The sequence below is a fragment of the Streptomyces sp. A5-4 genome (assembly GCF_051131715.1).
GTDB lineage: Bacteria > Actinomycetota > Actinomycetes > Streptomycetales > Streptomycetaceae > Streptomyces.
Genome location: NZ_CP178591.1, coordinates 8,374,140 through 8,386,880, shown reverse-complemented (window position 1 = coordinate 8,386,880; position 12,741 = coordinate 8,374,140). Strand labels below are relative to the sequence as shown.

The window sequence follows — 12,741 nt, the reverse complement described above, 5'->3', positions numbered from 1 at the left end:
CGGCGAATGGCGAAGTATTTCGACGTGCACCCCGAAAATCCCCAGCGACGCACGATCAGCAGTGTGGCCGAAAGCATTCGGTCGGGCGCGCTCGTCGCGTACCCGACCGACTCCTGTTACGCACTCGGGTGCCAGCTGGGCAGCCGTGACGGCATCAGCCGGATCCGGTCCATCCGGAACCTCGACGACCGTCACCACTTCACCCTCGTGTGCCAGAATTTCGCGCAGCTGGGTCAGTTCGTACACATCGACAACGACGTGTTCCGCGCGATCAAGGCAGCGACGCCCGGCAGCTACACCTTCATCCTCCCCGCGACTAAGGAGGTGCCCCGCCAACTGCTGCACCCGAAGAAGAAGACGGTCGGCGTGCGGATTCCCGATCATGTCGTCGCCCAGGCCCTGCTCGCCGAGCTCGGTGAGCCGCTGCTCTCCAGCACCCTGCTCCTGCCCGACGAGGAAGAGCCCATGACCCAGGGCTGGGAGATCAAGGAGCGGCTCGATCACGTGGTGGACGTCGTCGTCGACTCGGGCGACTGCGGCACCGAGCCGACCACGGTCATCGACTTCTCCGAGGGCGAGCCGGAGATCGTACGCCGAGGGGCGGGCGACATCACCCGGTTCGAGTAGGCGCGCCAGGAGCGGCGGCGCACTGCCCGCACCTCCCGCGAGCGCCGCTCGCGTTTGCCGCAAGTGCCGTTCGTGGCAGCGGTGCCGGCCGGCGGGCGCTCGTGTCAGACCCCTTCGGTAGCCTCGCAAGGCACAGCGGGACGGACCTGCTGTGCGTGACATGGGGGCGAACGACATGCGCAGTCCGAGTGTGCCCGGGGACCTCGACCGGGTGGAGCGGGTGTGGTCGCGCGCCGCGGCTCTGGCAGTGGCGACGGCCATGGTTGGCGACGGCGACAGGTTCAAGTGGGCGGACGGCGCACTGCACTGCGAGAACGCGGGAGGGGCGTACTGGTGGCGTCTACAGATGTTCGACGGCGGCCGCGCGGTGCTGTGCGGACAGGACTCCGACGCCAGCCACACCCACCTGGTCGAACCGCCGGTCGACCTCCTGGCGGGTGGGCCCGACTGGCTTCCGTGGGAGGGGCTCAGGCATGAGGCGAAGGACCGCGTCCTCGGGTACGTCTACTGGTGGGAGGACGGCTCGTGGGGCCGTGCGCCCTATCCGCAAGACGTGGAGGACGACGGGCTGGAGGCTTCCGTGCCCTGGGCCGGCATCGGCGAGGAGGCGCGGCGGGAGCTGGTCGCCAGCATGGTCGCGGTGACCGAACCGGACTGCGATCCCGCCGAAGCGGTGGCGCGTTTCCTCACCGGGGTTCAGGCGCGAGCAGTGGATGAGGCGGCGATCGCGGCACTGGTGGAGGAGCTGTGCCGACCGCGGGACCGTGAGCGGGCGGACATGGCGGCGGCTCTGACGCTGGCCGCGGAGCTCGGGGTGTCGTCCGGCCAGGACGTGGGTTGAACGGCTTCGTCGCGCCCCGCACGAGACGGCGTTCCGGCGGCGTGAGCGGGTGAGTCAGGCGATGTCCGCGGCGCGCACTCCGTCGGCTGCCTCAGCAGGAAGCTCAACAGGCAGGCCGATACGGGCGGAGGCGGCGGCCTGGAAGGCTTCAATTCCCTCGGCGAGTGCGGCGAGCTTCGACGGAGTCATCTCCTGCAGCACCGATTCGACCTCGCGCACCCGGAAGGTACGGAATTCTTCGAGGAGAGTGCCTCCGCGTCGGCTCAGCCGCACCTCGATCTCTCGGCGGCTCGTCGAGCTGGGGTAACGCTCCAGGAGGCCTGCTGCCTCCAGCCGGTCGCACAGGCGGCTCACGGACGACGGCCGCGAGCCGAGCGCGTCACCCAGGGTGCGGAGGTTGACCCCCTCCTGCCCTTCGAGGATGGTCAGCGCACGCATCTGCGAAGGCGACACGGGCCCGGAGGGCGCGGCCTCCTGGCCACGGCTCCACAGCAGCTGCAAAAGTTCCGACACCGCGAATGTGGCGTGAGCCAGCTGTTCATGGTTGGCGGGATGCAGAGCGCGGGGCATAGCACCACTCTCTCACCCGGGAGAGTGCTTTGTCAGCTGCCGACCGCCGTCCTCCCGCAGCGCCCGGGGCGGCAGGACTCCCCCGGCCCGCCATACCCGCTGACCTGCATGGCCGGACCGCTCAGGGGCCAGGCCCCGGGTTCAGCTCGGGTCCGCCGCAGGGCGACCCGACCAGTCCACGCACACGATCAGCGCGTCGTCGTCGGCATCCGCGTCGCGGTACGAGGCCAGTTCCTGGAGGATCGCGCGCGGCACCGCAGCGGCCGGCAGGAGGCCGACGGCCTGGATGGCGCGGGACAGCGCCTTCTCCCCGTAGGCCTCTCCGGCGCGGGACATCGCCGCGTAGACACCGTCGCTGACGAAGATCAGTCGGTCGCCGGGCAGCGCCTGGAATTCCTGGGCGGCGTAGGCGGATTCCTCGAACATGCCCAGGGGAAGCTGCGCCTCGAAATCGATGTGCCCCACGGACTTGTCCCGCTGGAGCCACAGTTGCGGCGATCCCGCGTCGACGACCTGTACGCGTCCGGTGGCCAGCTCGAAGGACAACAGCAGCGTGGAGACGTACTCCTCGCCGTGATACTGCCCGTAGATGGCCTGGTCGGTCAGCGCCGCCTGGTCGACGATGCCGATACCGGATCTGCGGGCGTTGCGCAGGGCGTTGACGGCCAGGTTCGTGAGGAGCGATGCCTGGATCCCCTCCCCCATCCCGTTGGTGATGCTGAGCGTGAGGTTCTCGCCGTTGGTGGACCAGTCGAAGTTGTCACCGTGAATGTCGTACGCGGGCTCCAGTTGGGCCCCGATGGCGTACTCCGGGCGCGTGCAGGCTCGGGCGGGCAGCAGTTGCCACTGCATCTCCGCCGCCAGGGTGAGCCGGCTGGCACGCCTGGCCTGCAGGTACAGATCGGTGTCCCGCTCGGCGACGACGATTTCATGCCCGAGCAGCTCGGCCAGCTCGGTGAGTTCCGCGACGGTCTCGGGCGTGCGTCTGTGTGGGGGCAGCCGGACCGTCAGGATCCCGAGTCTGTCTCCGCGGACCGTCACGGGCAGGTGCAGATCGACCGCGCCGTCACCGGCCGCGTACTGACCGAACGGCTCCTGACTGCCGAAGGCACGCCCTTCCGGACTGGACTGCACGGACAGGGACTGCTCGGCGTCAGGCAGGGTGGTCACCGGCCGCAGCACGGTGAGGCTGTAGTCGGCCAGCAGGAGGCTGACCTCGACGGCTTCGTAGTTCTCGATCAGTGCGGCTCGCACCGTGTCGAGGAGCGCATGGGGTGCGGCAGCGCGCACGGCACGCTCCACGGCCAGGAAGTCAGTCACGGTGAGGGCCATTTCGTCGAGAGAGCGGTCGGGGGAAATACGGCAGCACCGCGATACGTATGACAGAAACGTGTGAGGCGGAAGCCTGAGAAGTGACAGCGTGTGAGGTGATCGCTCGCCGAATGCGACTGAACGTGCCGAGGGCCTACGGCCGCAGCGCCGCACAAATCATTGCCACACGGCAAATATCTACTCTATCCCGACGTCCCACCGCGAGCGGGCAACCTTGGTCGCCCGGCGAACGGGCGCCGAGTCCCCCTTCCGGACATCGACACCCGGATTCGTTCCCGGCCCCGGTGCGGTACCGGCGGTGAACAGGGCCACAGGCCTGCACGTATGGAAGGAGGGCATCGCGTTCCGTGGGCCCCGCGCGCCACCGGCGCCGTGTCGGATCGAATTTGAGGTGACGGATGAGGCACGCACGACGCAGCCTCCAGAGGGTCGCGCGGCTGGCAGCTGTCGGCGGACTCCTCTGTGGCGGGCTGATGACGACGACCGCCATGGCGGGCGGTTCGAGCGGCGAGCCGTCCGCCCAAGGAGACGCCGGGGCCGGCTCCCGGCCCGCGGACCTGGGTGCGGATCTCGTCTCCCGGCTCGGCGCGTCCAGGACCGCGGGCAGTTGGATCGGCACCGACGGGCGCCCGGTCGTCGCGGTGACCGACGCCGACGCCGCGGCCGCGGTCGACCGGGCCGGCGCCCGCGCCAAGGTCGTCCGCCACAGCATGGACCGGCTCCGTTCGGCCACCGACGCGCTGCGCGCCGCGCCCCGGGTGCCCGGCACTGCGTGGGCGATGGACTACGCGTCCAACGAGATCGCGGTGCGCGCCGACAGCACCGTGTCCGCCGGGGACTGGTCCCGTATGTCCCGCATCGCCGAAGGCATCGGCGGTTTCGTGGACATGCAACGGACCGCGGAGCCGTTCACCACCCGGCTCAATGGCGGCGCCGCGGTCTTCGCCCGCAGCGGGCGCTGCTCCGCCGGGTTCAACGTCACCGACGGCCGGCGCAACTTCATCCTCACGGCCGGGCATTGCGGCTCGCTCGGCACCACCTGGTTCGGTGACACGCAGGGCACCGAACGGGTCGGCACCACCACGGCGGGCAAGTTCCCCGGCAGTGACTTCTCCCTCGTCGAGTACGAGAACGGCGACGCCTCCCAGGCGCGGGGCGTGGTGGACATCGGTGACGGCCGGGCGGTACGGATCACCGCCGCCGTCGATCCTGTCGTCGGCCAGCAGGTCTTCCGCAGCGGCAGCACCACGGGGGTGCGCTCGGGCCGGGTGACCGCACTCAACGCGACGGTGAACTACCCCGAGGGCACGGTGACCGGACTGATCGAGACGACGGTCTGCGCCGAACAGGGGGACAGCGGCGGCCCGCTGTTCTCCCAGGGGCTCGCACTCGGCGTGACCTCGGGCGGCAACGGCGACTGCACCAACGGCGGTCTCACCTACTTCCAGCCGGCGACCACCGCCATCGCGGCTCTCGGGGTGCGCGTGACCGGTGCCACCACATCCGCCGAAGTCGACCGTGGCGCGGCGACCGTGCCACCGCCCGCCGGCGGAGCCTCCGTACCGGGCGCCTCGGAGGGGCCGACCCTGACGGCCGGCATCCTCAGCAGCCGGACTCTCGCACCGGGGCTGCTGGTCATCGCCGCGAGTGTCCTGGTACTGATGGCCACCCACTGGATCCGGGCGGCGCACGACCGCAGGAGCTACCGCAGGCACTACTCCCGGAACTGGAGCTGAGCTCCACCGCCGGGAACACGTGCGTGGGGCCCTCCGATGAGGGCCCCACGGCTGTTTCAGCCCAGCGTCGCCGCTGCTCCTCTGAGCAGCAATCCGCATCCCAGCACGAAAACCACGGCGGCCGTGCCGAACGGGGCCAACCGGTGTGCCAGCGCCAAGACTTGGCCCTGCGGACGCCGCGCCGGCCTGCGCGTGGCGCTCTCCCGCAGGCGCACCGCGGCGAACCCGGCTGCCGTGAGGGTGAGGGCCAGCCCGGCGCCGTACGCCAGAACCAGCAGGAATCCGAACCACGCCTGACCGAGGGCAGCCGCGCCGACCAGGACCACGACCGCGGACGGACTCGGGACCAGCCCGCCCGCGAAGCCGAGGAGGACGACTCCGCGCAGGCCGGGGGCGGGCGGAACATGGCTGTGGTGATGGGGCTCGGGCCGCGTTCGGGCGGCCGGCCGCTCGTGGCGGTGATCAGCCGCGTGGACGGGGCTGTGCGTGTGCGAGTGGCCCTCCGGAGGCTGCTCGCCCGAGTGTGCGGCCACGAGAACCGGCACCCGCTCTTCTTCGTACGTGACGCCGGCCTCCTCGGCGTGCCCGGACTCGTGTGGGTGGCCGTGTTCGTGGCCATGCCCATGAAGGTGGCCCGGCCCGTGGCCGTGGCCGTGTTCGTGCCCGCCGTTGTGGCTGTGACCGTGCGCGCCATGACGCCGCCGCCACGCCCTGCGCAGCAGCATCGCCCCCGCGCCCGCCACCAGGGTTCCGCTCGCGATGCCCAGCCACGACACCACGGTGGGCGCCGCCGCCGAGCCCGCGGTGATCAGGGCGCCGAGGGCGAAGACGCCCAGGGTGTGAGTGAGCGTCACCGAAGCGCCCAAGGTCAGGACATCGCGCAGCGAGCTGTGGCCGCCCGCCGTGGCGGCTGCCGCCATCATCGTCTTGCCGTGCCCGGGGGCCAGGGCGTGCATGGCCCCCAGCACCAGGGAGGCGCCGAGGGCGAGCGCCGCGAAGCCCAGGGTCAGTTCGTGCCGGGCGACCAGCGCGGTCAGGGACTGCGCCCAGCGGTCGGCGCCGCGCGGCAGCACGCCCGCTGTCGGTGAGCCGCCCCTGCCGTCCCGGCTCCCGGCGAGCGCCGGGCCGCCGGTCCGCGCCGTGAACCCCGCCGAGCGAAGCTCCGGCGGCGAGGAGAGCAGATCGCCGGGGTAGGTCGTCAGCCGCCTGGAAACCGACTTCTGCGGCACGTCCGAAGCCGCGAGCGTCATCCGGTCGCCGCGCGCGGTGATCTCCCGCCACCCCGGCCCGGTCGCCGCACCCGCCGGGCGGTAGTGGAGCCGTGTCTCCTCGTCACGCGGGAGAGGCGCCGTCAGCTCGCAGGTGACACGCAGTGTCTGCAACCCGGCCTGCCCGGGAAGCGCCTGCGCTCCTGACTCCCCCACCGACAGGGGTATGGCCCGGCCTTCTGCGACCTCGACCCGGGCGTCCCGAGCCGCCCCGTCGCATCGAGCCCGGGCCCATGCCGACAGCTCGGCCGGTGCCAGCCGGTCGTCGCCGTCCGCGTCGACGCTCTTCCTCTGCTGCGCGGCCGGAATCTCCGCCAGATCTTCCACATGGTCCACATCCAGCTTCCCCGGAGCGACGACCAGGCCGTCGTACTGGTTGACGGTGAAGTTACCCAAGGGGTGCGCCTGCGCGGCCTGGGCGGGGAGCAGCGCGAGGGCCGCTCCGGCGGCGAGCGTGGCGACGGCCGAAGCGACGGCACGGCGATTCAAGAGGTCCTCCGAATTTCGGACAGCGCGGCCTTGGCTTCGCGGGCCCCGGTGGGTGAGAAGCCCGGGTTCAGCGCGAGTGCGGCGGCCAGGTCCCGGCGCGCGGCCTTGTCGTCGTCGAGGGCGCGCTCGATCATGCCCCGGTGGAAGAGGAACGAGGCGTTGCGGAAGCCGGGCGACGGTGCGGTCGCCTTCTTCGCGTAGGTCAGCGCCTCGCGGTGCTTGCCGTTCGCGTGGAGCGCCCAGCCGAGCGCGTCCGCGGTGTGGACGCTCCTGCGCCGGGACCATTCGGAGCGCGCAGACTTCAACGCCTGGGCGGCGTCGCCGTGATCGGCCTCGACTAGAGCGGACTCCAGGTCGGTGGCGACGCCGTTGGCGCGGGCCAACCGGGTCCAGGCACCGATGAGTTCGTACTGTTCCGCAGCCTTCTCACGCTGCCCGCCCGCCTCGCGCAGTTCGCCGAGGGCGGCGAGCCGGCCCGGCAGCGGGTAGCGCCGCACGACCTCTTCGAGATCACTCAGCGCTCGTTTCGACGCGCCCTGTGCGGCGTAGGTACGCCCACGCCCCTCCAGCGCCGGCACATACCGCGGGTCGGCACGCAACGCCTTCCCGAAGTGCCCCAGCGCCGGCCCGTACTCGCCCTGGGTCCAGGCCAATTGGCCGAGCGAGGTGGCGACGTAGGCGATATCGGCGGGGCTGAACGCGGAGTCCAGCGCACGCAGCAGCACCCGCCGGGCGCCCTTCGCGTCGCCGCGCAGCTCCAGTACGTACGCGTACCGCGTGGAGACCGGGATGCCGGGGCGCCGCCAGTCGGCGAGCTTCACCGCGCGCAACGCCTCGTCGTAGCGGCCGAGTTCGACCAGGGCGTCGACGCGGCTGGACAGCGCCCGCTCGCTGTACGGGTTCACTCGCAGCGCCCGGTCGGCGTGACCGAGCGCCGCCTTGAAGTCGTGCCGGGCGGCGGCCAGTGCCGCGCGCCCGGCGAGCGCCGCGTCGTTCTCGTCGACGGGCCGCAGCCTCAGCGAGCGCCCGAACGCCTTCTCCGCCTGCGGGTACCGCGTCGGGTCACCGCTGGTCCGCGCCTGCTCGACGTAGGCCGCGCCCAGGGTCGCCCACCCGGTGGCGTCCTTGGGCTGTGCCTTGAGGTGCTTCTGCAGGGTGGTGATGCCGTGCGCGAGATCCCCCGAAGCCAGCTGGCCGCCGGCCACGTCCGCCGCGACGACGGGCGCGGCCGAGCCGGACCGGTCCGGGTCGCGGTCCGCCCCGATGGCCACGGACGTGGCGGTCAGCGCCGCTGCCACCGCCACGACCGCCACGGTCCGCCACTGCCCCGGCCCCTCGCCTCCTTCACGACGTCGCAGGAACTGCGGCTTCCGTACGAGCATCGAATCTCGCCTCTCTCGGGGATCGTGCCGGTGGCCTGCCCGGCCTGGTTCGGGGGCTCACATGGCCGACCGTCGGCAGGGACCCGACGGCCGGCGGTCCGTGGTCAGCCGAGCCAGGACTTGCGGGCGGGGTGCCGGCGGGAGCGCAGCCAGGTCACGCCGACGACGACCAGCAGCACACCTGTGGCGCCGGAGGCCGCCGAGACGAGCATCACCGTGTTGTCGTCCCAGGAGGCGGTGATCGAGGACATGCCGCCGGTCAGCCCCGTGGCATCGGACTTGGTGCCCTTGCCGGCCGCTTCGGTGTCGGAGCCGGCGGTGGGCAGGGCGACGTACGGGAAGGCCGCGCCGAACTCCTTGTCGTTGGCGTCGACCGCGTCACCCAGGTCGTTCTTCGAGCCGACGAGTTCGCCCTCGACGACCTGCAGTGCGATGTCCAGCACGTCGTCCGTCAGCCGGCGTCCGTTCGGGAAGCCCGCGGTGTCGCCGTCCAGCACACCGAGACGCTTCGGCTCGGCGACCGGCTTGACGGCGGTGTTGAGACGCAGCATCTCCGACGCCTTGACGTTCGGCGGCTGGTTGAGGTCCTTGACACCGGTCAGGAACACCCCGACGAGGTCGTCGCGCGGCTCCGCGGGTGCCTTGATCTTGTAGATGCCCTCGATGAGCTTGGGCAGTTCGGGTTCGGTGACGTTCTTCAGGAAGTCCCCGTCGCCCTCGGGTGAGGACGCGTTGAACTTGTCCTTGTCCTTGACCGGGTTGACGACCTCGTTGACCAGCGGCATGCCGAGCCGCGACACCCGCGTCCAGTCGCCCTCGGCGTTCTCGCGCTCCGTCGTCGAGTAGATGCCGACGACGGGCTGCTCCTTCGACTCCTGGATGTAGGTGTTCGGCACCTGCAGGGCGATGGTGTTGACGTTGTAGCCCTTGATGGTGTCGTTCCCGACCTCCGAGAGGTCCCCGCCGTACAGCAGGTCGAAGACGCGCAGGTCGAGGAAGAACGGATCGTCGGCCTGGCCCGCGAAGGACTTCAGCCCGCCGGGGACCTTCTGCACGGCGTGGTCGCGCAGCGCCTGGTAGTCGGGCATCGATGCCTTGCCCACGTTCGACGGGGCGACCGGCAGGCTCTCGGCGACCTTGTGTGTCGACACGGCCTCGTTGTGTTCGAGCCGCAGCAGCTCGATGTCGTAGGTCTGCGTGAAGTTGAGGTCCGGATCGTCGAGGCTCTCCACCGCTCCTGTGTTGTAGAGGAAGGTGTTCTCGTTCTTACGGTGGTCCTTGAACGTGAACCGGTACAGCAGGTCGTCCTGCGCGTCGCCGTCACTGTCGATGTGTATGTCGTAGCGGGCGTCGGTGGCGAACGTGTAGAAGTTCGGGCCGCCCGCCGGTTCCTGGAACGGCAGCCAGTTCGCCACCACCGTCGTCGTGTCGGGGTGATCGGGGCTGACGAACGCGTAGACGTCCGCGTTGTCGAACTGGGGCTGTCCCGAGATAAGTGGTGCCTCCCGGTGGCTGGAGGCAGTGGCACTCTGCGGCTCCAACACGGCCACACCGGCGGCTGCGAGCCCGGCGGCGGCCAGCGCACCGCAGGCGAGCAGGGCGACACTCCCGCGCCCTCGCCCGGTCCGCCCAGTTCTGGTGATTGCAGTCATCTCGTCCGTCCTTGGTCCGTCGTGCCATCGGTTCCGGCTCGCTTGTAAGTCAAGTACGTGCGCCGCAGCCGTCTTGTTCGGTCTTTCGGCAGTCGGTCGCGCGGCTGCTGCGTGAGGTGTGTCAGACCCGGGCGACCAGGCGGTCGACGGCCGCGGTTCCCGAGGTGTAGCCGAGCCCCATCGCCCCGGGCAGCGCGGCGCTCGGGGTCTGCCTCGGTGGGCGCACCGGAGCGAGGCCGCCGGCGGATGTGTACGGGCAGCCCGCGCAGTCGTACGCGCCGACCGTGACGCCCGCTCCCGACTGGCAGCAGTCGGCAGCCGCCCAGATATACGGGTGGCGACGGGGCGGTGTTCACCGCCCGGGGTGTGCGAAACGGCAGTCGTGCGCGCGATGCCTTGACAACCATATTGGTCTGGACCATCTTGAGCGCACCATTCCCCCACGCCCCGGAGGCAGTTGTGGACCGCACCAGACTTATGGCCGCCCTGTCGGCGGCCTGCCTCGCCCTCGGCGGACTTGCCGCCACCGCGTCTCCCGCAGGAGCGGCCGACACCGAACTCGCCCGCAACGGCGGTTTCGAGGCAGGCCTCGACGGCTGGAGTTGTACGGGAGGCAGCGGAGCCGCCGTCGGCTCCCCCGCCCACAGCGGTACGTCCGCACTCAAGGCCACCCCGGTCGGCAGCGACAACGCCAAGTGCTCCCAGACGATCACCGTCAAGCCGAACTCCGCCTACACTCTCAGCGGTTGGGTGCAGGGGAGTTACGTCTACCTCGGCGCCTCCAACACCGGCACCACCGACGTCTCCACCTGGACCGGTTCGGCGCCGAGCTGGCAGAAGCTGACCACCACGTTCCGCACGGGCCCCTCGACCACCTCGGTGACGGTCTACACCCACGGCTGGTACGGCACCCCCGCCTACTACGCGGACGACCTCTCCCTGCTCGGGCCGGGCGGCGACCCCGTCCAGGTGCCCGCGGCCCCCACGGGTCTGACCGCCGGCAGCCCCGGCTCCACCTCGGTACCGCTGAGCTGGTCCGCCGCGTCGGGCGCTTCGTCGTACAACATCTACCGCAATGGCGCGAAGACCCAGACGGCGAGCGGGACATCGGCCACCGTCACGGGACTCACCCCCTCCACCGCGTACAGCTTCCAGGTCTCCGCGGTCAACACGGCCGGCGAGTCCGCGAAGTCGGCGGCGGTGAGCGCGACCACCGCGGCGGGCGGCGGCGGCAACGGTGGCGATCTGCCCGCCCACGCCCTGGTCGGCTATCTGCATTCGAGCTTCGCCAACGGTTCCGGCTACACGCGGATGGCCGATGTGCCCGCCTCCTGGGATGTCATCAACCTGGCTTTCGGCGAGCCGACTTCGGTGACCTCGGGCGACATCCGGTTCAGCCTCTGCCCGGCAGCCGAGTGCCCCGGCGTGGAGTCGGCCGCGGACTTCAAGGCAGCCATCAAGGCCAAGCAGGCCGCCGGCAAGAAGGTGCTGATCTCCATCGGCGGCGCCAACGGTCAGGTGCAGCTTGCCAGTACGGCCGCTCGTGACACCTCGTCTCCTCCGTCTCCAAGATCATCGACGAGTACGGTCTGGACGGCCTCGACATCGACTTCGAGGGCCACTCCCTTTCGCTGAACACCGGCGACACCGACTTCCGCGCACCCAAGTCACCGGTGATCGTCAACCTGATCTCGGCCGTCAAGACGCTCAAGGCCAAGTACGGCTCCGACTTCGTACTCACCATGGCCCCAGAGACGTTCTTCGTACAGCTCGGCTACCAGTACTACGGATCAGGCCCCTGGGGCGGCCAGGATCCGCGGGCCGGCGCGTACCTTCCGGTCATCCACGCCCTGCGCGACGACCTCACACTGCTGCACGTCCAGGACTACAACTCGGGTTCCATCATGGGACTGGACAATCAGTACCACTCCATGGGCGGCGCGGACTTCCACATCGCCATGACCGACATGCTGCTGACCGGCTTCCCGGTCGCCGGTGACCAGGCCAAGGCCTTCCCGGCCCTCCGTCCCGAGCAGGTCGCGATCGGTCTGCCGGCCTCGACCCAGGCGGGCAACGGTCACACCTCACCCGCCGAGGTGAACAAGGCTCTGGACTGCCTGACCAAGAAGACCAACTGCGGCTCCTACCAGACACACGGCACCTGGCCGGCGCTGCGCGGTCTGATGACCTGGTCGATCAACTGGGACCGCTTCAACCAGTGGGAGTTCTCAAGGAACTTCGACGCGTACTTCGGGTGAGCCGCCCCCCGAGTCACGACAGGCGATGAGCGTCTCCGGTCGGCCGAAAAGTGACGCGGTCGCGCGTACTGCGCACCGAAGCGTATTGACGGCCGGCCGTGACGGCAGGAGGTTCGGTGTCACCCCCCGGGCCCGGGGACACGACGGAACCGGAACTCTTCGACCAGAACGCGACAAGGGGGGACTCCACCATGTCCTACGCACCCGAGGGCAACATCGAGCAGGGCCCTGAGCAGATCACCGAAGCGAAGCTGGAGGAATCCGCGATCGTCCCGATCGGCCGGGCCGTGGAAGGCGTACGACCCGAGGACCTCTCGGGCTTCGGCTACACCTACCGGCACAACTGGGGCCTGTGGAACGGGTTCGTACGCTTCGACCTCACGTCCTCCGCGTACACCGCCAGCACCCGCGTCTTCGTGGCGGTCAGTGAGGGGCCGACCGCGAGCGGCGGCAAGTTCGTCGGCAACGCGCGCTACCTCGTCTACAACGTCGCCCCCGAGAACGGGGTGATCTCCGTACGTGTGCACATCGACTGGACCAGTCCCATCGGTGTGGTCATCGACTACTTCATCGCCCAGCCGTAGAT

The 12,741-nt window shown here is 70.3% G+C and carries 9 protein-coding genes and 1 pseudogene; 5 read left to right on the top strand and 5 right to left on the bottom strand.

The annotated features are described in order from the left end of the window. Window positions 1–6: 6 nt before the first annotated feature. Window positions 7–627 (top strand): L-threonylcarbamoyladenylate synthase, encoded by a 621-nt coding sequence (locus ACLLJJ_RS39180; RefSeq protein ID WP_434599521.1) that lies wholly within the window; start codon window positions 7–9, stop codon window positions 625–627. 175 nt (window positions 628–802) lie between these two features. Next, window positions 803–1,468, top strand: coding sequence for a hypothetical protein (locus ACLLJJ_RS39175; RefSeq protein ID WP_434599519.1), 666 nt, complete (start codon window positions 803–805; stop codon window positions 1,466–1,468). 54 nt (window positions 1,469–1,522) lie between these two features. Here ACLLJJ_RS39175 and ACLLJJ_RS39170 read toward each other — a convergent pair whose 3' ends face one another. Continuing rightward, window positions 1,523–2,038, bottom strand: coding sequence for a MarR family winged helix-turn-helix transcriptional regulator (locus ACLLJJ_RS39170; RefSeq protein WP_434599518.1), 516 nt, complete (start codon window positions 2,036–2,038; stop codon window positions 1,523–1,525). A gap of 141 nt (window positions 2,039–2,179) precedes the next feature. After that, a complete protein-coding gene (locus ACLLJJ_RS39165) occupies window positions 2,180–3,370 on the bottom strand; it encodes a PP2C family protein-serine/threonine phosphatase (RefSeq protein ID WP_434599517.1) in 1,191 nt (396 codons plus the stop codon). A gap of 398 nt (window positions 3,371–3,768) precedes the next feature. On the opposite strand from ACLLJJ_RS39165, the gene ACLLJJ_RS39160 reads away from it, so the two are divergent. Continuing rightward, window positions 3,769–5,106 (top strand): S1 family peptidase, encoded by a 1,338-nt coding sequence (locus ACLLJJ_RS39160; RefSeq protein WP_434599516.1) that lies wholly within the window; start codon window positions 3,769–3,771, stop codon window positions 5,104–5,106. A gap of 56 nt (window positions 5,107–5,162) precedes the next feature. Here ACLLJJ_RS39160 and ACLLJJ_RS39155 read toward each other — a convergent pair whose 3' ends face one another. From ACLLJJ_RS39155 to ACLLJJ_RS39145, 3 genes are all read right to left on the bottom strand, one after another. Then, entirely contained in the window at window positions 5,163–6,863 is a 1,701-nt protein-coding gene (locus ACLLJJ_RS39155) for an urease accessory protein UreH domain-containing protein (protein ID WP_434599515.1), read from the bottom strand. Next, complete coding sequence (locus tag ACLLJJ_RS39150) at window positions 6,860–8,245, bottom strand: tetratricopeptide repeat protein (protein ID WP_434599514.1); 1,386 nt, start codon at window positions 8,243–8,245, stop codon at window positions 6,860–6,862. Before ACLLJJ_RS39150 ends, ACLLJJ_RS39155 begins: the two co-directional genes overlap by 4 nt. A 104-nt stretch (window positions 8,246–8,349) precedes the next feature. Further along, complete coding sequence (locus ACLLJJ_RS39145) at window positions 8,350–9,897, bottom strand: DUF4331 domain-containing protein (RefSeq protein WP_434599512.1); 1,548 nt, start codon at window positions 9,895–9,897, stop codon at window positions 8,350–8,352. 477 nt (window positions 9,898–10,374) lie between these two features. On the opposite strand from ACLLJJ_RS39145, the pseudogene ACLLJJ_RS39140 reads away from it, so the two are divergent. Both ACLLJJ_RS39140 and ACLLJJ_RS39135 read left to right on the top strand, forming a co-directional pair. Continuing rightward, a pseudogene (locus tag ACLLJJ_RS39140) lies at window positions 10,375–12,155 on the top strand (chitinase). Window positions 12,156–12,346: 191 nt separating this feature from the next. Continuing rightward, the gene (locus tag ACLLJJ_RS39135; protein WP_434599511.1) at window positions 12,347–12,739 is read left to right on the top strand and encodes a hypothetical protein; all 393 of its coding nucleotides are present in this window, start codon (window positions 12,347–12,349) and stop codon (window positions 12,737–12,739) included. Window positions 12,740–12,741 lie beyond the last annotated feature (2 nt).

Excerpts from the sequence above, each read along its gene's own strand:
- ACLLJJ_RS39180 (WP_434599521.1), top strand. The coding sequence starts at position 7 with ATGGCGAAGTATTTCGACGTGCACCCCGAAAATCCCCAGCGACGCACG.
- ACLLJJ_RS39175 (WP_434599519.1), top strand. The coding sequence starts at position 803 with ATGCGCAGTCCGAGTGTGCCCGGGGACCTCGACCGGGTGGAGCGGGTG.
- ACLLJJ_RS39170 (WP_434599518.1), bottom strand. The coding sequence starts at position 2,038 with ATGCCCCGCGCTCTGCATCCCGCCAACCATGAACAGCTGGCTCACGCC.
- ACLLJJ_RS39165 (WP_434599517.1), bottom strand. The coding sequence starts at position 3,370 with ATGGCCCTCACCGTGACTGACTTCCTGGCCGTGGAGCGTGCCGTGCGC.
- ACLLJJ_RS39160 (WP_434599516.1), top strand. The coding sequence starts at position 3,769 with ATGAGGCACGCACGACGCAGCCTCCAGAGGGTCGCGCGGCTGGCAGCT.
- ACLLJJ_RS39150 (WP_434599514.1), bottom strand. The coding sequence starts at position 8,245 with ATGCTCGTACGGAAGCCGCAGTTCCTGCGACGTCGTGAAGGAGGCGAG.
- ACLLJJ_RS39145 (WP_434599512.1), bottom strand. The coding sequence starts at position 9,897 with ATGACTGCAATCACCAGAACTGGGCGGACCGGGCGAGGGCGCGGGAGT.
- ACLLJJ_RS39135 (WP_434599511.1), top strand. The coding sequence starts at position 12,347 with ATGTCCTACGCACCCGAGGGCAACATCGAGCAGGGCCCTGAGCAGATC.